Raw genomic sequence first — 20548 nt, forward strand, 5'->3', positions numbered from 1 at the left:
AGCACCTTGCCTTCCTCCCTCTTCCGTGCCCTGGGCACGTGTTCGTCTGCGGCAACGTATTCAGGCGCAATGTCCGTCGCCTGCCTTCCACTCTCTCACTCCACAGGAGGTGTTTATCACGGCAACCAAATGTGTCGTTTCTTGGCAACATCCCGCCTCGCGCTTCCCACAGGAAGCACGGCGGACGCCTCATCGAGGCAACAGGTGATCTGAGCACCTGGCCCTTGCCCCTCGGGGATCTCGCCTTGGCGAGTTGGCACCAACACTCACCGAATGCAACTCAGAACAACACAGAACACCGCAGCCCCCCCATGGAGCGCACTATGGACGATCTCACCTATACCTTGCGTCAACTGTGCCAGCGCAACCGCGATGGAAGCCACACGACACAAGCCGACCGCCAGCGCAGTCTCACCCTGATCGCTCGCCAATTGCGCGAAGCCGGTTTTCGGCAGATGCGGGCCACTTCGCTCAAAGGCAAGCATATCGAAACGCTGATTGAACGCTGGCAGGCCGAAGGGTTGTCTTCAGGCACCCTCAAGAACCGTTTGGCCCATCTGCGCTGGTGGGCCGAGAAGATCGGCAAAGCAGGACTGATTCCTGCCGACAACACCCGATTGGGTGTTTCTGCGCGCCGCGCCACGCCCCATACCAACAAAGCACAGGCGCTGGGTGACGGCCTGGATCGCGTGAGCGATCCCCATGTGCAATGAGCCTGGCCTTGCAAGCCGCATTTGGTTTGCGGCGCGAGGAGTCCATCAAATTCCAGCCACGCTTCGCTGATCACGGCGATCACATCACCCTCAAGGGGTCATGGACCAAGGGCGGGCGTGAGCGCGTCGTGCCGGTCACGACGCCAGGGCAACGAGCACTGCTTGAGCAAGTCCATCAGTTCGCCGGAGTCGGCTCTCTGATTCCGGCGCACAAGACCTACATCCAGCAACGCCATGTCTATGATGGGCAGTGCAAAGCGGCGGGACTGAGCCATATGCACGGTCTGCGCCATCGCTACGCGCAGGAACGTTACGAAGCGTTGACAGGGTGGAAGGCGCCCGCCGCTGGCGGGCACACGGACCGGCCGACCAGCTCCGCTTTGGTAGCTTTCACAGACCTAGGCCTGGGATGAGATCGCCATCAGGTCATCCAAGTTTTCGTCCGTACCTCCGGTGAGTCGACTTTGTATCGGTACTAACCCCTTGGGGTGATGTACCCGATCCCAGGCAACCTGATCAGCTTGAGTGGCTCGGTAGCATCGTTGCTGTCGGCTTTCGAAACAGCTGCGAAATTAATTCGACTGACTTAACCCACAATCCGCAGACCCTAACTTGCAAGTATTAATGCCGGTTGAGCCTCTCGGTGACGTGCCCGCGCATCGATTGCACCGTTCATCGCCTGACTCCTACTGATAGTGATGCAGGCGTTGAAGACGCAGGGCTACGTCCATGCCATCGCACCAAAACTCTTTGCAAGGTTCGACAGCGTTGATCGATTTGACCACCTACGTCTACCCAGCATCATGCAGGTAACGTCGCTGATCGGTCCGAGAACAAACCTCTAGAAACATCACAAGCTGAAACGTATCAGCCTCAACAAAAAACTCAATTATGCATAAATGCATTTTTTCCCTTGACCCGAAGGGAGGAGTCTTTTACAGTTAAATGACTGTATATAAATACAGTATTTTTTGATCAGTATTTATTTGAATCCATTCATGGACGAGGTTTTTCCCTATGAAAAGCAACACTGAGAAATTTGGCAAAACACCCCATCAACCCAGCCTGTGGACCCGAGCCGATGCGCTGAAAGTCCGCGCGGACGACCCCACTACCACCCAGCCACTGGTCAGTGCGAACTTCCCGGTACTGAGCGACGAGGTGTTTATCTGGGACACCATGCCGCTACGTGATATCGACGGCAACATCACCTCTGTCGATGGCTGGTCAGTGATCTTCACCCTGACTGCGGATCGTCACCCGAACGACCCGCAATACCTCGACCAGAACGGTAACTACGACATCACCCGCGACTGGAACGATCGCCATGGCCGGGCAAAGATGTACTACTGGTTCTCCCGCACCGGCAAGGACTGGGAACTCGGCGGCCGAGTGATGGCTGAAGGGGTTTCGCCGACCGTTCGCGAATGGGCCGGCACGCCGATTCTGTTGAACGAGCAAGGCGAAGTGGACCTGTACTACACCGCGGTCACGCCGGGCGCGACCATCGTCAAGGTGCGTGGCCGTGTGGTGACCACCGAGCATGGCGTCAGCCTGGTCGGCTTCGAGAAGGTCAAGCCGCTGTTCGAGGCCGACGGCAAGATGTACCAGACCGAAGCGCAAAACGCCTTCTGGGGCTTCCGTGATCCATGGCCGTTCCGCGACCCGAAAGATGGCAAGCTGTACATGCTGTTCGAGGGCAACGTGGCCGGCGAGCGCGGCTCGCACAAGGTCGGTGAAGCAGAAGTCGGTGATGTGCCGCCGGGTTATGAAGACGTCGGCAACTCGCGCTTCCAGACGGCCTGTGTCGGTATCGCCGTAGCCCGTGACGAAGACGGCGACGACTGGGAAATGCTGCCGCCGCTGCTGACCGCGGTAGGCGTCAACGATCAGACCGAACGCCCGCACTTCGTGTTCCAGGACGGCAAGTACTACCTGTTCACCATCAGCCACACCTTTACCTATGCCGATGGGGTGACCGGGCCAGACGGTGTGTACGGCTTTGTCGCAGATTCGCTGTTCGGTCCGTACGTACCCTTGAACGGTTCCGGCCTGGTACTGGGAAATCCGTCTTCCCAGCCGTTCCAGACCTACTCGCACTGCGTGATGCCCAACGGCCTGGTGACCTCATTTATCGACAGCGTACCGACCGACGAAACCGGCACGCAGATTCGTATCGGCGGCACCGAAGCACCGACGGTGGGGATCAAGATCAAAGGGCAGCAGACGTTCGTGGTTGCCGAGTACGACTACGGTTACATCCCGCCGATGCTCGACGTCACGCTCAAGTAATCGCTACCCAGGGCTTTCAGGCAGCGGGTTTGAGCTCGATGAAAAACTCGTTGCGGATAGGATCGAGATATCCCACCTAACTTACTGCGACTTTGCTCGGGAACCCTCTTGAACAATACGTAGTAACAACCCTTGGTTACTGGCTGCAAGGATGCAGCCAGTAACAGGTATCCCCCCCTGACAACAACTACATCCGCGCGCTCGTTTATCTCGTCTGCTAAACAGCATGTGAAGATTCTCAAGATTTGCGAGAGTGTGCTCTGGCGCCCCTCCTTCAGGCTCAGCCTGCGGAACTCCACCCATAGATTGAACACGGCCTCGAAGGCCTGCTCTGCCGCAAAACGAACAGCACGACGCTGCTGTTTACGGTGCTCATAGGGTCGGCAAAATTTGTCTGGATATCTAAGCGCGCATAACTGTGCATGAGAAGACCTTAAGGTTCGCCATGTGATTAGCTCTTCACGGCTTGCAAGGTTCGTCATTCAGACCTCAATGTAGGAAAAACCCACCCACAATAGTTGCCTCTCACTGTTCATGACGGCGTATGCAACCTCTGCAACCGTCCTGTCTTGAAAGCAATGCGCTAACCGGACTTTCTCCTGAGTGCGGCAGATGTCAAAACCACCTAGAGAGGCTTCAGGGTGGAGCGTAAGGATTGCATGCCGACTTGCATAGGCCGGCCACCACCCTTGTACACAATCGAGCACCTTGTATAACTTTTTGCAAGGTATCTAGAGAATCCTGGGCGATTCATTTTTCTAGCTGTCGCCATTCTGACACGTATCGTCGAAATCATTAAAGGCTTGTGATGGCACCGAGCCATCACTGTGCTATATTCATCCAATCATCCATATCAATATTGATTATACCTGCCCCCCCTTCTCAGATGACCGCGCCAGTTTTGATCGGTCACGGCTGATTACCAAAGGAACGCTATGAACTCTTGGTTCGCGAATATCAGCGTCATGCTCAAGCTGGCCTTGGGCTTTGCTGTTGTACTCCTTCTAACCGCCATCCTTGCCGCGACCAGCTGGTTCAGCTTGGGAAAAATGATTGACCGTAGTAATCGAATGGCCAGCATCACCGAACTCGGCAACCGTCTTGATCATCTACGGAGGGCCCGTTTTCAGTATCAGGTGGACAAGGGTGACGAGCAGCAAGGTGCATTGATCCAGGATGCGCTGGAACTGTTTGTCGCCAAGCAAAAAAGCCTCGCAAAAGAACTGCAGCAACCTGAAAACTTGCAAAGTCTTGCGCTGATCAACCAAGCCACCACTCAGTATCAAATGGCAATTAATACGATGCGCGAGGCCTATCGCAATAGTGCGGCCACCCGTAAGGAAATGGCCACCAATGCGGTCAAAGGCGCCGCGCTGATTGCCAAGCTCATCAATGACGTAGAAGCAATGCCAGTCTCTGATCAGCGCCGTTATGAGTTATACAAAGTCATCCTCAAGGCCAAAGAGGATGTCGCGCTGGTGCGTTATGAAGTTCGTGGCTACACCGGCAATCCCAACAGCACCACGGAACAAGCCGCCGCCCGCCAGCTTGATAGTGCGCTCAAGGGCATTGAAACCCTCAACAACACCTTTGGTGCTGCCTATGCCGATCCTATCAGGCAACTGGAAACCGCTCTGATGGCTTACCGCCGCTCAGTGCAGGATTTTACAGCCAGTAATGGGGCTATCGACCACTCCGTACAGGACACTGTCAATTTCGGAGGGGCCATCACCCGTCTGACTGATGAAATGTATGCCAGACAGCTGGCCGCCCTTGAAACAGATAGTGCTCAGGCCCGCACGCTGCAGTTGAGTTGCACTGCTTTGGCAATGTTATTGGGGCTTCTTGCAGCTCTGATAATCACCCGCCAGATTACCCGCCCATTGCAGGAGACTCTGGCTGTGGTCGATTGCATTGCAGCGGGCGATCTCACGCAAAACATGGTCGTGACCCGTAGAGACGAACTGGGTGTGCTGCAACAAGGTATTCAGCGCATGGGTCGTACCTTGCGCGATCTGATCGGTGGTATCCGCGATGGAGTCACCCAGATCGCCAGTGCAGCGGAAGAGCTTTCAGCTGTCACTGAGCAGACCAGCGCTGGGGTCAATAGCCAGAAAACCGAGACCGACCAAGTGGCTACTGCGATGCACGAAATGTCGGCCACTGTGCATGAAGTTGCGCGGAATGCGGAACAAGCTTCCGTTGCCGCATCAGAGGCCGATGCTCAGGCGCGCGCTGGTGACAAAGTAGTCGCGGAAGCCATCGCCCAGATTGAGCGTTTGTCCAGCGAAGTCGGGCGTTCAGCGGAAGCTATGAATGAGCTTGAACAAGAAAGTGGGCGCATCGTTAAGATCATGGACGTGATCAAGGCGGTGGCTGAGCAAACTAATTTATTGGCCCTTAACGCGGCCATTGAGGCTGCTCGCGCAGGTGAGGCAGGGCGCGGTTTTGCAGTGGTCGCTGACGAAGTACGAGGACTGGCTCAGCGTACTCAGCAGTCCACTGAGGAAATAGAAAGCTTGGTGGCAGGCTTGCAAGGTGGAACACGTCAGGTGTCCAGTATTATGCAGAGCAGCCGCGAACTAACCGATAGCACTGTGGCGTTGGCAGGTAAAGCAGGCGCATCTTTAGCTAGCATCACTCAGACGGTTTCCGGGATTCAAGCCATGAACCAACAGATTGCTGCCGCCGCAGTACAACAAAGTTCGGTGGCGGAGGAAATAAGCCGCAGCATTTTGAGTGTACGCGACGTGTCTGAGCAGACCGCCTCAGCTAGTGAGGAGACAGCGGCCTCCAGTATCGAACTCGCGCGCCTGGGGGTACAGTTACAGCAACTTGTCAGTCACTTCAAGGTTTGACCGATGAGCCGTTCCCTCGACCTTGCTTCATCTTTCAAGCTCGGCGCATTAGGACGCCTGGATTCGACAGCGAGGTCGATCTGGTCAAGCGAGTACGCAGTATTCTGTCGATAGTCATCGTTTTACCTCGTCTCGGAATGGAGTGAACATTGTTGAGGACTTCATCAAACCAGTGCTCGAGCAGCAGGTTTCTTCCGGCTGAATCGTCACGGACTCTCTAGACACTTTGCAAGCTCATTGCGTAACGCTGATTGGCGCGCCATTCATGGACGATGACGTGTCCAACAGCAGTATGCAGGGGCATCGTTGCTCCGGATTCTCTGCAAACTCGGCGTCCGCAAAAGGTTGCTGCTCAAAATCGGTCATCTTGTCCCCTTTCAGTCCCTGACGAAGCTGTCATACGTGATGGCACGATAACATTGCGGATCATAGAACGCACAAAATGATAGGGACAGCCTTCCGCAGCAGCGTCTCTCCCACCCCGCCCAGACGCCGTGATGGACAGGCTTGCTACCCGCATCTTCTTCCTCTGAAGTTGCCCCGCCACCTTTACGACCGAAGCGTCTCACCAATTTCCTCAATGGCAAAACCAACGTCATGGCCGGCACGAATCAACTCCGCAAACCGCAGCATCACTGAGGAACTGACATCGTGGGCCAACGCTATGGTCATCAATTCCCGTATCGGTTCGTCAAGCTCTGCTCCGACACTAGGTGAACATCCCTGCCCGGTGAGCCAGGTAACAAGGGAAGAGACCATGTGCCCTGAGGTATTTTCGTCAACACTCAGAATTTCACCCAGCACCATGCCCAATGTTCCGGCGGGATGCTGGTCCGGGCGGCTCCATGACTTGAGTTCAATCGACTCGCGCCGCACCTTCTCCAGGTTCCGCCGAATCTTCCCGGGAATGGTCGCAGCCGCTTTTGGACGGTTGTAGTACTCGCGATTAGCTAAACTTGCGGCATCTCTGACAACCTTCCAGACCACCGACCAGAGCTGCGAGACACTATAGGTTTCCAGTGCTGATCGCAGGGTACTTTTAATTTCCTCCAGCTCTTGTTCAGTGAGTTCATGGTTATAGAGTTCGCATTGGATACCCAGATAGCGCATAACATCAGCAGCTGAGTAATCAAGCCACAGATTGAAGATCCCTTCCGCGTCTGTTTACACCCTATCCGACAGACTCCGGATAACCTCGTCTGCACTTCGTGATTCAGCATCGGGTGCCAAACGGTAAACCACTTGGTCCCTCACCATCCAAATCTCATCGCCCTCCCAATAGTAGGTGCCCGGCCTGGCTTTGCAGGGTTCATCAAGGACCAGCCCTGCCTCGCGCAATTGCAGCACAAAGTCACCGATATATAGTGGTGCGAGTCCTCGGCAGTCACCTATTGTGAAACCGCCATTGGCCAGTCTCGGCGTAATGGCCCTGTCTAACGCCAACAACATCAGCACATGAGCATCCGGAATCGCTGAGTAGTCCACCGTTCGGGTTGACTGATTGCGGGAGTATTCAGCCAACTGCCGCTCAAGCTCCGCAGCTTTCGACCTTTTAGCTTCCAGTGCAATGTCATCCTGGTCTTTCTGACACAACGTACAGAGCTTGATGGATGGCTGGGAGACCTTCTTGGCCTGTCAGCGATTTTTGATTTCAATCAATTCTGCGCATTTTGGGCAGACCTGATTTTCATCAAACGCATTGCAGCGCTCCCGTATGAAGCTGGTCAGCGTAACGCCCTGAGCCATTTCAATGAGGCCCGCTAGCGCGCTCACTTTTTCGAGGTATTGCCCGAACTCATCGACGGCCCAATAACGCTCGATCAACTCAATTTCTTTAGGGTCTTCGGTCAACATTTGTAGCCTGATTGCCATGTAAAGGTCCTTTTTCATTCGTCGTTAATTCATCTCAGCACTGGCTGTTTTTCGTGGTATTGCTCAGCGTCGCGTAACGTCGACGGCGATCTTTTTGCTCCATCGTTCTTCCAGCAGCGTTCTCGGCAACACAAACCCTTCAAAACTGCGCTGAGTAACCGGGTTATTTGCCTTCTCTGCCCCAATCCGATAACGCATCAACCCATCAGCGACTGAAAAGGTCAGGTCCACGCTGGTGTCGGTCCTGCCATTGAGATGCCCGCGACTGAGCAGGCGAAACAACGACCACGGCCCGCGATAGCTCAGGCTGGCGGTGTTGCCGGTGCTGTGTACCAGGGTCAGTTGGCTGCCATTGGTGTTGCCCAGGCTGTTGGGCCACACCAGCCCCGTGCGTTGCGGCGCGCCATGCTGGTAAGGGATCAGTTGGCCGTCGACGCTGAGCATGCTGCTCAGGCGGGTGGCGCTCAGGGCCAGGGGTTCGATGGTGAGTTGCACGGCCAAGTGGCCGCGATGGTTGAAGAAGGTGTCGCGGATGCGCTCGACTTTTTTCAGTTGTTCCAGCACGTCGCTGCGTACCAGGTAGCCGCCGAGGCTGTCGGAGTACAGGGCGTCGAGGTTGTCTTTGAGGAACACGTTCAGGTACTGATCGTGGAACTGCTGCAGGCGCCCTTGTGGGCCGAAGAAGGCTTCGAAGTCTTCCAGCGAAGCGTCCTCGCCGCTGGCCTTGAACGGGTAGCGGCCTGCCAGACGGTCGCGGTAGAAGCTGTAGATTTCGCTGTCCCAGCGTTTTTCCAGTTCGCGCAAGGCGGCGATTACCAGAACCTGTGAGGTCTGGTCGGCGAGTTTTTTGACGTGCTGGTTCAGCGGTTCGGGTAGGCCCACGGCGACGCGCTGCAGGTTGGCAATCGGGTCAGCGCCGTCCAGGGAGAAGCGGTTGAGTACGGTTTTCAGCGCCGCCTTGCCGGGATCGGGGTTGTCGTGCACGGTTTTGGCATAGTCGTAGACGGCACTGACCGAACGCAGGGTTTCTTCGTAGTAAGACGGCTGCTCGCCTCGTGCGGTGATCAGCTCTGAAAGACTGGAGAATGCGCGCCGAATCCCTGCTGCCTGTTGTTGCCCCTCTGGCATCTTGTCCAGCTTGAGCGGCGCTTGCCCTTCAGCCAAGGGCACGGTCGGGTAGATCACGCTGTTGTCGCGCAGGGTTTCCAGCAACCGTCGTAGCGGTGCGGCCGGGCCGGTGACTTGTTCGAGTACCGCCACGCCGTGGCTGAGGTCGTCGAAGTCGGTGACCGCGAACTGATTCAGCGCCCGCCGCCAGCTGTCGACGTAGTCGGCGCTGTACAGGGCGCGAATGCGTTGGGTCAGCACTTTGCGGTCTTCGTCGGAGTAGTCCAGGCGTTGGCGTTCGCCGAGCACCCACTGATCGATCATCGCCAGTTCGATGATGCCCTCGGTGCCGGGCTCGAAGTAGTCCTTGAAGCCCTTGGCGGTGAGCAGCGGCGGCAACTGCAGGCCGCTCCCCTCTTGATCGGTGTTCAGTGGGCGGTAGACGATATCGAACGCGGGGCCCACTTCGTTGCGCAGGTCCAACGGACGATGCAAACGTTCCAGGGCGTCCTGTTTCAGGCTCATGTAGACCCGTTCGGCCATGGGCAACTGGCGCAGTTGTTGCTGCACCTGGGCAATGCGTTCACGGTAGTGCGGCAGGTCAGCGTCGGCATATTTCAGTGCGTAGCCCAGGTGCCCCATCAGATCGGCCTGCAACTGGCCCTGACCTGGATAGGCACGCTGCCATTGCTTGGCAACCCATTCTTCGACGATGGCCGGGCGACGGTTTTGCCGCTCTTCGAGCATGCGGTACACGCGCAAGGCCGCCAGTTGCTGATTGCTGCCGGCGGGTGCGGTATTGATGGCATCCAACACACCGCTGGCAATCGCCGGCAGGAAGCGTTTGGACAGAAGATTCAGGTAGGCCTCGTCCACTGTGGGGCCAATCGCCCTCCCCTGGTACAACCCCATATCCGACAGCAACGGCCAGGCTTGGCGATAGTCGCCGTAGACCAGCACCGCATCACGGATCTGGTCCAGGGGCAACAACAGGTTGCGGCCGGTAGGGTCGACCTTGGCGTCGATATCCCGCTCACTGAACTCCTGGCTCTTGGCCAAGACGTTGGCCGCCTTGTCACGGTTGATATTGAAATAAAACTGCCAGGTGCCGATGACGACCAAACAGCCCAGGGATGCGACGCTGAACCCAGCGATCAGCAACCGCCGCTTGCTGCGGGCCACCTTGATGTTGTCGCCCGCCAGGCCCGCTTCGGGATAGATCACCCGCTGGAACAGTTGCTGGGCAAAGTAGATCACCGTGCCACCGGCTGGTTTAACTTCGGGTGGCGGTGGCGGCAGTTGATAGGCTTGCCCCGCTTCTTTGACGAAAGCGTTGCTCAGGGTGCCCTGCTGCAACACCGAAGAGAAATACAGTCCGCGCACCAACGCCGGGGTAGTGAAACGGTCGCTGCCGAGCATTTCGCTGAGGAAGCCGAACAATGCCGGGCGCAAGCCCGCCATCTGATGCATCAGCGCCTGCAAGCGATCACGCTCATCCAATGTACGCGACTCCCTGGTGCTGTTGAAAACCTGCTCGGTCAGGCAGGCGACAAAGGTTTGGTATTGGCGCGTCAGTTCCGCCAGCCAGGCATCAAAATCATCCACCGCGTCCAGGCTGAAAGTGAAGCCCAGCAGGTCCTCGCGCCCGCTGCGCGATAACCGGGCGAAGAATTCTTCAAAGCCTTCCAGCAAGTCGAACTTGCTCAGCGTGACGTACACCGGCAAGCGCGTGCCCAATTGCCGCGTCAGTTCAAACAACCGGGTGCGCAGCAGGTTGGCGTGGGCCTTGCGTTGTTCAGGACGTTGCGCCAGCAAGGCCTGCACATCGATCACCAGCACCACGCCGTTCAATGCGCGACGGCTGCGGTTGCGCGTTAGCCAGTCGAGCAGGTGCGACCAAAGGCGCGCATGGGTGCCACTGGGTAACACCGGTTTGACCTTGCCCTGCTGCTCGATGTCTTCAGCCGGTGAATCCGAGTGACTGAGGAACTCACCCGGCGGGTCGATCAAAACTGCTTCGTCGCCAATCCACCAATCCACCGGATAGGCCAATTGCTCTTCCTGATGCGCCCTGACCCCTACCTTGGTCACATGGGACAAGGCAAAGCTCTGGTTGGAGCGGGTGATCAGGCTGGTCTTGCCGGCATTTTCCTCACCCAGCACCAGGTACCACGGCAGCTGATAGAGCGAGCGGCGACGCTCCATGTTGTTCAGCAAATTGCCCAGGCTGCGGTCCAGCGCACGCTCCTGCGCCTCGATATAAGGCAGACAAGGATCGGCCTGCACCGCCGCCTCATGCTGACGTTCAACCTGCAGACGCTGGTAACGATTGCGCACCCGCCACGCCCAGATCAGCAGCGGCACCACCAGCACAACGACACTGGCCGAGACGCGCATTGCCAGTTCACCCAGCGGCTGACGCTCGCGCCAGGTCCACTGCGGGCCCAGCCACCAGATGGCGATCAACAAAAACACCACGCCCAGCAGCACCAATACTGGCACCGCTTGGTTGAACTGACGCAGCACCGGCAGGCCCCAGCGTTTTACGTAACTCCAGACCGTCTTCATGAATCGCTCCTTGCGTATTTATGGAATTCGTTGCCTACAGATGGCACGAACGCGTTTGTTTTTGCGTCTGCTAACGCCACAGTCATGGTCATGGCTTGCGCTTTTCAAAGCTGGCGATGAACTCATCAAGGATGCGTTTGTTTTCGGCCGCTTTCTCGGCACTGGGGCCGCGATAGTTGGCCCATGGGTCCGGCTTGGGCGCGACGGCGCCGTAGCGCATACGTACCGACTTGAGGATCGCGTCCCACACGGCCATGGCTTCGTAGTCGGTCAGTGAGGGGTTGACGGGCTCTGGGCTTGCGGGGCGCTGCCAGAGCGGCAGCTCGTAGCCTTTGTTGGCGAACTGGGGAAGGGTCCAGCGGACGAGGTCTCTGGGTTTATCTGGATAAATAGCGGAGCGCTTTTTCCCCCCTGCAGATAAACGGATACCCATCGCCGGACGACTTAGTGAGGGGTTGTCTCGATAGTTCTCGCTCACGAAGAGAATTTGACGGTGAGTGTCGTCACTGAAACCGATCAGGGACTCCTCGGCTTGCATATCCGCTAATGTGATTTTTCCAGCGCGCAAATTTTCATAATCGCCAGCGAGAAAAATCTGTGTGTCTTTTTGGGTGCGGACGTGCAAGCGCTCGTCGTCATCCGGTGACAGCGCGTTGATATAGATGCTCAGCGAGACATCCGAAGCAGGCGGGCGAAAGTAAAAACTGGCAATCTCCTGATCGTGATGGCTTCTGATCACGACAGGTCCCAACGCAAAGCCCGCACCTGCGTTTTCCGGTGCAACTTTGAATATTTCCTTGGACAGCTTTAACAGCCGGGCCTCAACGGGGGCTGTGTTGCCGTTGTAGGACTCGGCGCGGAGCATGATGTAGGCATCGTCTACCAGCAGGTGGAATTCGTGAACGAAGGTATCCGGGAGTTCGGTGCTCTCGAAATACTGCAGCGTTACACTCTGCGGCGAGAGCCGTACTGCCGAAACCAGCATGGATGCATCCTGCATTTCATCGTTTTTAATCGCCGCGATTCGATGCGACCGCTCATTCAAGGCGGCGTCAAACCGTTGTTGTGTCACGCCTTCTCCCAACACCCGCACCTCAACCGACGAGTGATCGGCGCCCAGCCCGTAGTACAGCTTCACATCGCCGCCGCCAGTCCAGTTGGCGGGCAAGTCGATCAGGCCCCGGCCCAGCGCCCAGGTGCGCATGTGGGTAGTCATTTCGCTCACGTTGTGTTTCTCCTGTTCGCTGGGTTGTTTGAAGGTGGTACATGCGGTGAGGGAACCCAGCACCAGGCAGGCAAAAAAAACGGTCAGTTGACGCATACTCATCAACCCTCCTTCCACGGATCCGCCTTCGGCTTCTCGAAGCTGGCGATGAACTCATCAAGGATGCGTTTGCTTTCAGCCGCCTCTTCAGCGCTGGGGCCGCGATAGTTGGCCCATGGGTCTGGCTTGGGCGCGACGGCGCCGTAGCGGATGCGCACAGACTTGAGGATCGCGTCCCACACGGCCATGGCTTCGTAGTCGGTCAGTGACGGGTTGACGGGTTCTGGGCTTGCGGGTTGTTGCCAGAGCGGTAGGTCGTAGCCTTTGTTGGCGAACTGGGGAAGGGTCCAGCGGACGAGGTCCTCGGGCTCATTCGGATCGTCAGGTCCGGTTTTCATCCCTCCTGCTGATAAACGCAAGCTCATGGCAGGCCGGCTTAGGGAAGGATCGGCTCGGTAGTTTTCACTCACGAAGAGTATTTGACGGTGAGTATCGTCACTGAAACCGATCAGGGACTCTTCGGCTTGCATTTCAGCCAGTGTGATTTTTCCGGCGCGTAAGTTTTCATAATCGCCAGCGAGAAAAATCTGTGTGTCTTTTGGGGTGCGGACGTGCAAGCGCTCGTCGTCATCCGGTGACAGCGCGTTGATATAGATGCTCAGCGAGACATCCGAAGCAGGTGGGCTGAAATCAAAGCTGGCAATCTCCTGATCGTGGTGGCTTCTGATCACGATAGGTCCCAACGCAAAGCCCGCACCTGCGTTTTCCGGCGCAACTTTGAATATTTCCTTGGACAGCTTTAACAGCCGGGCCTCAACGGGGGCTGTCTCACCGTCGTAAGATTCGGCGCGGAGCATGACGTAGGCATCGCCTACCAGCAGATGGAATTCGTGAACGAAGGTATCTGGGAGCGCGGCGCTCTGAAAATACTGCAGCGTTACACTCTGCGGCGAAAGCCGTATCGCCGACACCAACATGGACACATCAGACTGCTTATAGTTTTTAATCGCAGCGATTCGATGCGATCGCTCATTCAAGGCGGCGTCAAACCGTTGTTGTGTCACGCCTTCTCCCAACACCCGCACCTCAACCGACGAGTGATCGGCGCCCAGCCCATAGAACAGCTTCACATCGCCGCCGCCAGTCCAGTTGGCGGGCAAGTCGATCAGGCCTCGGCCCAGCGCCAACGTGCGCATGTGGGTAGTCATTTCGCTCACGTTGTGTTTCTCCTGTTCGCTGGGTTGTTTGAAGGTGGTACATGCGGTGAGGGAACCCAGCACCAGGCAGGCCAAAAAAACGGTCATCCGACGCACAGGGGCTCCTTGGCTTTCGCCGCAATTTTGATGATTGAATAAAGGGTGAACTGCTGTGTTAACGGGTTGGTATAGGACGCTTCATGATCAAAGCCTGGGGCCTTGATTTGCTGGCGAACGCCACCATTGCGCGCCTGTTTTATCGGCGCGCTCCCCGAACTGACCGGTACGGTGCCGTCGCCGGAGCCGTCCTGCATTTTGCAATGCAGCTCCCAGTAGCTGGTCTGCACGGTTTTGACGGGCGCATCGGGATCGCCCCGCAGGGGCGGTATGGATTGTTCGTGGCCGCCGACGTAAACAGGGCTGCGGCCGTCATCCCTGACCTGATGCATCTGCAGATTTGAAACCGTGTAGCTATCGGGGCGTGAACCGTGAAGGCCATTGACAGTGGCCCCGCGAGTCATTTTCCAAGTGATGGACTCGAAGCTGGGGTGTTTGTCTTCACTGCCATAGTAGACGTAGGTTTGAGGGTGGTAGGAGCCACTGATGTCTTGATGAAAGACTTTTGCTTTCTGAATGTTGCCCGCAAATATCTTCCAGGTGATCGCGTCTCCATCCTTCGGCGCCAACCATTCTTCACGCAACAATCCCCACCAACGGTCACGGCGTAAATAAATCTCCTCGTAAGGATCTTTTACCGGTTGGCGAGGCATTGCCGAAAGGCCTTGGTCGTCGACCAACCTTAGCCAGCCGGGCATGTAATCCTGGGTCGGCAACAATTGCAAGGCACCGGGTGCCTGGGCGAAGACCGCCGTAACTTCTTGACCGGTCGGACCAATCACTGCACCGGCAATAGGGTCTTCATCTTTCATGCCGACCTTGCAACGGCGATAGGCGACTGGCGCGCCGGTTGCCGGCATGACGCCATGCACGACACCGGCAATTTTGTCGGCCATGCCGGGCAGTTGCGCGCACCGTCTTGCCACCAGCCCGCCCATGGAGTGCGTGACCAAAATCACCTGCTGGCAATTGCGGCCGTATTGGCGCATCAGTTCGTCAATACGTTCAGCTAACCTAAATGCCGCATCCTCGTTGGAATCCAACCAGTTATACCCACACGCATGCACCGGCATCCGATAACCACCGCGCGCCACCAGCTCATCCGACACAATCGGCGGCAACTGACTGGCCAGGGTGGCACCCAGCCCTGGCATGCCGATGTTTATAGCGGGCTTGAGACGGGTGATGTGAGTCGGCCCCGGTTCGACGGCGACGGTATGCAGGTGCTCCGGCCGAATATCGAATTGAGGCCACCGCTGGGGCACGAACTCGCTATTCAGGGTCTCTTCCAGCCAAAGAAGAAACGCGTGATAGCTGGTTTCGCTGACTTCGCCCCAGCCGCGCTCCTGATAGCGTTTAGTCAGGGCAAGCATTGTGCTTTTTTTGTCCGGCCCAGGCGTCGTCAAGACGGTGCCTACCGGCCGTTCGGGCACCGCGCCTTCTCTATCGACTTCCACCCTTTGCGGGTGTAACAGGCGCTGGCGTATGCCTGCCTTTTTGTTGATCCAGTTCACGGCCAGCCACACATTTTTGCCCATGAATCCAGCGTCCAGACGCCATACAGGAACCGCCTTTTCCTTTTCCTTGCGCTTGTCAGGCTTACTCTTCAAATTCGACCCCATAATCCCCGGCACAAAGATCACCGGCAGCACCCCCTCCGGCGGCAGCATGCATAGAACCGGGTCGGTGATATGGCTGGGCGTCAAGGCCCAGGTATGCACAGGATTGCCGCGTGCGTTATAGGTCATGGGCGCAATACGAGGCGCCGAAGGGTTATCGGTCATACGGGCTCTCCGTTTTCAAGCCATTCCAATTCAAGCCCTTCCAGCGTCATGCCCTGTTGCAGGGTGACGAAGCCTTCAGCATCGGTTCGCCCTTCAAAGCGTGCGCCGTCCTTGCGAACCAAGGCGTAGGCGCGGTTTCGGATAGGTTTCCCGTCGGAGAAGAGGGTCTGAAAGCGTTCGTTGAACGATGTGCTGGGCCAGCTATTGAGTTCGATGGCGGCATTGCTTGGGTCAATGAAGTACTTGTTCGCTGCCTTCACCGTAAAATTTCCCGGCATCCCCAGCTCGATATTGCCGCCCTGCATCTTGATATATGCCCCACCGCACAACAGGGTGATGTGCTTGTCCGCCGCCACCAGCACATGTTGCTGGCTGGCGCTGAGCTCCACGCTCTGATCCGCCTGCACCCGGATGCTGTTGTGCTGGGCCTGCAACAGCAGTTGGCCGTTATGGGCGATATGGCGCATGTCGCCGCCTTGGGCAAACAGACCGATTTCGTCGCCTGCATTGATCACCACTTTTTTGCCGGCGGTGAGTTGCTGGTTTTGTTGTGCCACGCTATCGATATGCTCGCCTGCGCCTATGGCGATGCTGCGGGACGTCGCGGCAGCGATGCCGGCAGGCCCACTTAACGCGATGATGGGTTGCGCGCCATTGCCGATGCCATTGGCCTGATCATTGGCACCATGGCCCAACGCGTTCACGGCATCAGTCAGGGACTGCTGCGGCTGCGCATCCAGGGCAATTGCCTGGGCGTTTTCGGCAGATGCTCCCAGCTGTTTGGCCAATGTCAGGGCGGCTTGCAATACATCAATCACCTGCTGGCGTTCTAGCTGACCCGCACCGGCCTTCAGTTGCGCTTCGGCAGTCAGCAACAATCCTTTTGCTGCACGCAACGCACCATGACCATCCGTGCGTAATTCAAAGCCTTCGCCCCTTGGCCGGCCACCACCATAGTGACGTGGATGCGTGAGGTAACCCAGGTGCAGAGCGCTGTGCGTGTGCTCGCTCATTAATGCCGCACTGATTTGCCCGGTGGTGTCGTCAATACGCAACTCATTGGCTTGGGTGCCGCCAAACTCGCGGCTTTTGGTTGTTGCTATAGCTTTCAGCTTGGGTAGCTCATAGGGCGGCAAATTGGTCTGCCGGTACGCTCGCCCAATGGCGATCGGCTGATCGGGATCTCCGTCCAGATGGCTGATCACCAATTCCTGACCCACACGGGGGATGGCCATCGAGCCCCAGGTCGCCCCGGCCCAGCCTTGGGTGACGCGGATCCAGCACGAGCTGTGGTCGTTGTTTTTGTCCGAGCGATCCCACGGGAATTGCACCTTGATCCGGCCCCATTCATCGCAATAGATCTCCTCACCCGGCGGGCCGACCACGGTGGCGATCTGCGGGCCGTCGATACGGGGTTTGTTGGGCAGAGGAGCTTTCCAGTCAGAGGTCCAGCGGATGGCCGTGGCCTTCACTTCATAGGAAGTGCCGCTGTCACTGCCAAACGCTTCTTCCTGCAAGCTGGTGTGCTGCTTGCCTTCATGCTTGATGGCAATGGTGCGCCAGCGATCATTGAAGTCTTCGCGCGGGTGGTCGTTGAGGTCGAAGGCCAACCCCGGTTGCAGGCGTTCGTCGTCACCTTCCACATGGGCCAGCTTGGCGTCATTGCGCAGGGCGGCCAGGCGGGTTTTGGTAAAAGGCTTGCCGGCAATATCGCGTTTGTAGCGGCCGGGATAGTCGTAGCGTTCGTAATCCTTGTGCTGGTTGTTCAGGTCCTGGTCGCCGGTCGCGGTGTGCTGCTGGTTGTAGAGCGGGTGGGTGAAGGTGTAGTCGCGTTGCACTTGTACGGCGGTGCGCACTTGTTCGGTGTAGTGGAAGCGGGTCAACGCCGGTTCCATGGAATCGCCGCCACCCATAGGCTGGTAGATCACCGGGCAGTCGGTGTGGGTGCCGATGGTGCCCAGGCCGCCGACGCGGTCGGTGAGGACGAGGGTGTGGCCGTCGGCGCGGTGTTCGAAGGTGTAGAGCAGGCCTTCTTCGGCGGCGAGGCGAGCGATGAAGTCGAGGTCGGCTTCGCCGGCCTGAACGCAGTATTCGCGGGGTTGGTGTTCGAAGCAGATTTCAGTGCGGACGTCGGTCAGCTTTTGCTCGGCCAGCATGCTGGTGATGATGTCGGGCACGGTCTGGGCCTGGAAGATGCGCCAGTTGGAGCGCAGATCGAAACGCTTCAGGGTTGGCTCGACCACGGCGGTATAGCGGGTGCGGCGAAAGCCGGTGTCGCCTTGTTGGAACAGGCTGACCAGACCATGCACATAGCGCACCGGAGTTTCACCGCGCCAGATCGTGAACAGCCCCGCCAGGTCGAGCACGTTATTGAAGTCGACGGCGGCGTTGTGGCTGGCCAGTTCCAGGGTGAGCTTGAACGGCTGGGACAGGCTTTCATCGAGCTTGAACGAAACCACGTCGAAGGCGTCGCCTTTCAGGGGTTCGAAGGTAAAACGCAGATCGCTTTGGCGGGGCACGTGACTAGTCCTTACGTTCACTGATAATGGTCGCCACCTTCTGATACAACTCCGGCTCCCACCCCTGCGCCGCGGTCTCGCGCATCAACCGCGCTACACTGGCGTACAGGTCATCCGCCAGCCACGACAACCCACGCGATGCCAGCAAGTCGGCAGCAATCACTGTGGCGTAGCTGCGCTGGCGCGGAGCCTCATGGGTGGCGTGCAGTTCCTGCAGGCGCAGCAGCACCACTTCCACGCCTTCGGTATTGAGCTGGGTGGTCAGTTCGTCGCGCAGGCCGGCGTATTCCTGCACCGAGCTGCCGGTGGTTTGCGCCTGGTCGGCGCCGGTGATCCAGGCCTGGGTTTGCACATCCACGAACGGTGTGCCGTCGCTGAAGCACAACTCCAGCAAGGCCGGCAAACGGCAGACAAACCGCTCGCAGGTCTGGCGAATGGCGGCCGCCACTTCTTCCATCGCCAGGCGCGAGGCGACCTCGGCGGCCAGGTAACTGCCGCGTAGCCAGTACGGCGAGGCGCAGACGCTTTTTTCGATGCGCAGCAGCAGGTTCGGCTCAATGGCGTTGTGGTTCAACGCGTCCTGGTAGCCGTCGACGATATCCTTGGGCACGGCGGTCAATTCGGTGCGACGGTCGCGGGTGATGGGCGGCGCAGTACGCAAATGCGACCACAGGCCGAATCGTCGTAGTTGGTAGCCGGTGGGGTCGTAGGGATCTTGTTGGTTGATCTGCTCGGCCATGTTCAACACGGCGCGGCGTTGTTCGCGCTCGTTGCTCGGCGCTTGCGGTTTGGGGAGGGCGAAAAAGGCCGACTCCAGCACACTGCCGGAGGCGGCCGCACGGGCGGGCTCAGTAGCAACGACCGGCTCGCTGTATTTGTCCAACTGGCGTTGCAACGCGTCCAACGGGGCCGGGTCGAGCTTGGCGCTTTCGGCACAGCGTTGCAGATTGGCCAGGGCCAGTTCCGCCGCGGCTTGGTAGGCCGGTTCAAAACTGCTGCGCTCCAGGGTCGGCAACACCTGCCCCAGGTCGCCCAACAGGCGCTGCACTTGCTTGCGTTTGTTCAGGTAGCCGGTGGGGCCGGGCTTGGGGTGAGCGCTGTCCCAATACAACTCGACCATGCCGGCCAACAAACCCAGGGCATCGGCCCAGCGCGCCCATTGCCGGGTGCGCAGCCACACCACCTGTAGGTGCGCGACGACCCGCCAGTGCTTGCACTGGGTCGCCAGGTATTGGCGGGAGGCTTCGTCGATATACGGCCAGTCGATATCGCCTTCACGCAGGCCGCCGAGCTTGACCATCTCTTGGTCGATGGCCTGGTAGGTTTCATCCTCCACATCGAAATGCCCGGCAGGTTGCTCCGGGTCGATGGGGGTCAGCAGCAACTTGACAGTGTCCGCCGGCACGTCGATTACCAGCGACATACTTGGCGCTCCTGTTCGATCAGTTCACCCAGCCCTTCAGCGTCGAAGACCAGGCCGTGCAGCCGCAGATAGTCGCTCTCCAGTCGTAGACGCTGGCCACCGCCCATATTGCGCAACAAGGCAATCGCCTGCAGCCCGCGCCCGGCGTCGACCACCAGACCCGCGTCGTCCAGCACCTGCCACTGATAAGCCCCGGAGACTGGGCGCTCATCCTTGAACAGTTGGATGCGAATCTTGTTAGGCTTGGCCGGTTCATCCAGCACCAACTGCAGGCGCGAGATTTTCGACTCACAACTGATGGCCAAGTAAGGCCGAGGCGGTAGCGCGCCCAACGCTGGGGCTGAGATCACCAGCCGCTGTTGCTGGTCGTTGTCCGGCTCCGGGAATGACGACAACAGAAAACGCTGATCCTCGGATGGACGCTTGGCCTCATTGCGTTGGACCAGATCGACAATCGGCAACACCCGGCCCAGGGCACGTGGCGGCGCAGGTGGCTGATGAATGGGCGTGCCGGCCGCCAGATCAAAGCATTCCAGGCGTTTCAAGGGCGAGACGATGGCAGGGCAATCCTGGGTCGCTGCCCGCGCCTCCATTACCGCCACAACCGTCAGGCAGAGCGCCCATTTCCATCCTCGCCATCCGTTGCGCATCAACGCCTCCTGAATATGCCTCGTTGAATCCAAACCGGATATTTTTCAACTTTCGAACTAACGCGGCTTAGACCGAAAGTTAAATTCATTAACTTGCAAAGCGTCACCCGCCCTCAATGGATAGGCAAGTAAAAGACGAGCAACACACTGCCAAATCGAGAATAAAAAGAGATATCTTTCAGATA

Annotated in this window: 11 protein-coding genes and 3 pseudogenes; 4 read left to right on the forward strand and 10 right to left on the reverse strand. The window is 58.0% G+C overall.

Annotated features, from left to right (window positions below):
* Window positions 1–323: 323 nt before the first annotated feature.
* Together C5F70_RS13195 and C5F70_RS13200 are read left to right on the forward strand one after the other, a co-directional pair.
* A pseudogene (locus tag C5F70_RS13195) lies at window positions 324–1066 on the forward strand (phage integrase N-terminal domain-containing protein); the annotation flags it as partial.
* Between the two features lie 664 nt (window positions 1067–1730).
* Window positions 1731–3005 carry a glycoside hydrolase family 68 protein gene (locus C5F70_RS13200; RefSeq protein WP_017847970.1) on the forward strand — a complete coding sequence of 425 codons (1275 nt, stop codon included), beginning with the start codon at window positions 1731–1733 and terminating at the stop codon, window positions 3003–3005.
* Window positions 3006–3235: 230 nt separating this feature from the next.
* Here the strand turns inward: C5F70_RS13200 and C5F70_RS31120 are convergent.
* Window positions 3236–3385: pseudogene (locus C5F70_RS31120) on the reverse strand (integrase); the annotation flags it as partial.
* Between the two features lie 690 nt (window positions 3386–4075).
* Between C5F70_RS31120 and C5F70_RS31500 the strand changes: the two are divergent.
* Together C5F70_RS31500 and C5F70_RS31505 are read left to right on the forward strand one after the other, a co-directional pair.
* A pseudogene (locus tag C5F70_RS31500) lies at window positions 4076–4960 on the forward strand (methyl-accepting chemotaxis protein); the annotation flags it as partial.
* A gap of 198 nt (window positions 4961–5158) precedes the next feature.
* On the forward strand, window positions 5159–5863 hold the full coding sequence (locus C5F70_RS31505) for a methyl-accepting chemotaxis protein (RefSeq protein WP_371920072.1): 705 nt from the start codon (window positions 5159–5161) through the stop codon (window positions 5861–5863).
* 549 nt (window positions 5864–6412) lie between these two features.
* Here the strand turns inward: C5F70_RS31505 and C5F70_RS31125 are convergent.
* The 9 genes from C5F70_RS31125 to vasI all read right to left on the reverse strand — a co-directional run bounded on the left by C5F70_RS31125 (window position 6413) and on the right by vasI (window position 20363).
* Window positions 6413–6973 (reverse strand): hypothetical protein, encoded by a 561-nt coding sequence (locus C5F70_RS31125; protein WP_256588413.1) that lies wholly within the window; start codon window positions 6971–6973, stop codon window positions 6413–6415.
* Between the two features lie 525 nt (window positions 6974–7498).
* On the reverse strand, window positions 7499–7735 hold the full coding sequence (locus C5F70_RS31130; protein ID WP_256588414.1) for a hypothetical protein: 237 nt from the start codon (window positions 7733–7735) through the stop codon (window positions 7499–7501).
* 63 nt (window positions 7736–7798) lie between these two features.
* The gene (gene tssM, locus C5F70_RS13220) at window positions 7799–11410 is read right to left on the reverse strand and encodes a type VI secretion system membrane subunit TssM (protein ID WP_104903498.1); all 3612 of its coding nucleotides are present in this window, start codon (window positions 11408–11410) and stop codon (window positions 7799–7801) included.
* Window positions 11411–11498: 88 nt separating this feature from the next.
* Entirely contained in the window at window positions 11499–12737 is a 1239-nt protein-coding gene (locus C5F70_RS13225; RefSeq protein ID WP_104903499.1) for a T6SS immunity protein Tli4 family protein, read from the reverse strand.
* Window positions 12737–13978: a T6SS immunity protein Tli4 family protein gene (locus tag C5F70_RS13230; RefSeq protein WP_104903500.1), complete on the reverse strand. Its 1242-nt coding sequence runs from the start codon at window positions 13976–13978 to the stop codon at window positions 12737–12739. Before C5F70_RS13230 ends, C5F70_RS13225 begins: the two co-directional genes overlap by 1 nt.
* Window positions 13975–15771: an alpha/beta fold hydrolase gene (locus tag C5F70_RS13235; RefSeq protein WP_104903501.1), complete on the reverse strand. Its 1797-nt coding sequence runs from the start codon at window positions 15769–15771 to the stop codon at window positions 13975–13977. Before C5F70_RS13235 ends, C5F70_RS13230 begins: the two co-directional genes overlap by 4 nt.
* On the reverse strand, window positions 15768–18290 hold the full coding sequence (locus C5F70_RS13240; protein WP_104903502.1) for a type VI secretion system Vgr family protein: 2523 nt from the start codon (window positions 18288–18290) through the stop codon (window positions 15768–15770). Before C5F70_RS13240 ends, C5F70_RS13235 begins: the two co-directional genes overlap by 4 nt.
* A 4-nt stretch (window positions 18291–18294) precedes the next feature.
* On the reverse strand, window positions 18295–19713 hold the full coding sequence (tssA, locus tag C5F70_RS13245; protein WP_104903503.1) for a type VI secretion system protein TssA: 1419 nt from the start codon (window positions 19711–19713) through the stop codon (window positions 18295–18297).
* A complete protein-coding gene (gene vasI, locus C5F70_RS13250; RefSeq protein WP_256588415.1) occupies window positions 19701–20363 on the reverse strand; it encodes a type VI secretion system-associated protein VasI in 663 nt (220 codons plus the stop codon). The genes tssA and vasI overlap by 13 nt, the downstream gene beginning before the upstream one ends.
* Between the last annotated feature and the right edge of the window lie 185 nt (window positions 20364–20548).

The organism is Pseudomonas sp. LH1G9 (genome assembly GCF_002949975.1).
Lineage (GTDB): Bacteria > Pseudomonadota > Gammaproteobacteria > Pseudomonadales > Pseudomonadaceae > Aquipseudomonas > Aquipseudomonas veronii.

Coding starts and splice junctions, on each gene's coding strand:
- C5F70_RS13235 (WP_104903501.1), bottom strand. CDS start 15,771: ATGACCGATAACCCTTCGGCGCCTCGTATTGCGCCCATGACCTATAAC.
- tssA (WP_104903503.1), bottom strand. CDS start 19,713: ATGTCGCTGGTAATCGACGTGCCGGCGGACACTGTCAAGTTGCTGCTG.
- tssM (WP_104903498.1), bottom strand. CDS start 11,410: ATGAAGACGGTCTGGAGTTACGTAAAACGCTGGGGCCTGCCGGTGCTG.
- C5F70_RS31125 (WP_256588413.1), bottom strand. CDS start 6,973: ATGCGCTATCTGGGTATCCAATGCGAACTCTATAACCATGAACTCACT.
- C5F70_RS13200 (WP_017847970.1), top strand. CDS start 1,731: ATGAAAAGCAACACTGAGAAATTTGGCAAAACACCCCATCAACCCAGC.
- vasI (WP_256588415.1), bottom strand. CDS start 20,363: ATGCGCAACGGATGGCGAGGATGGAAATGGGCGCTCTGCCTGACGGTT.
- C5F70_RS13230 (WP_104903500.1), bottom strand. CDS start 13,978: ATGACCGTTTTTTTGGCCTGCCTGGTGCTGGGTTCCCTCACCGCATGT.
- C5F70_RS31130 (WP_256588414.1), bottom strand. CDS start 7,735: ATGGCAATCAGGCTACAAATGTTGACCGAAGACCCTAAAGAAATTGAG.
- C5F70_RS13225 (WP_104903499.1), bottom strand. CDS start 12,737: ATGAGTATGCGTCAACTGACCGTTTTTTTTGCCTGCCTGGTGCTGGGT.
- C5F70_RS31505 (WP_371920072.1), top strand. CDS start 5,159: ATGTCGGCCACTGTGCATGAAGTTGCGCGGAATGCGGAACAAGCTTCC.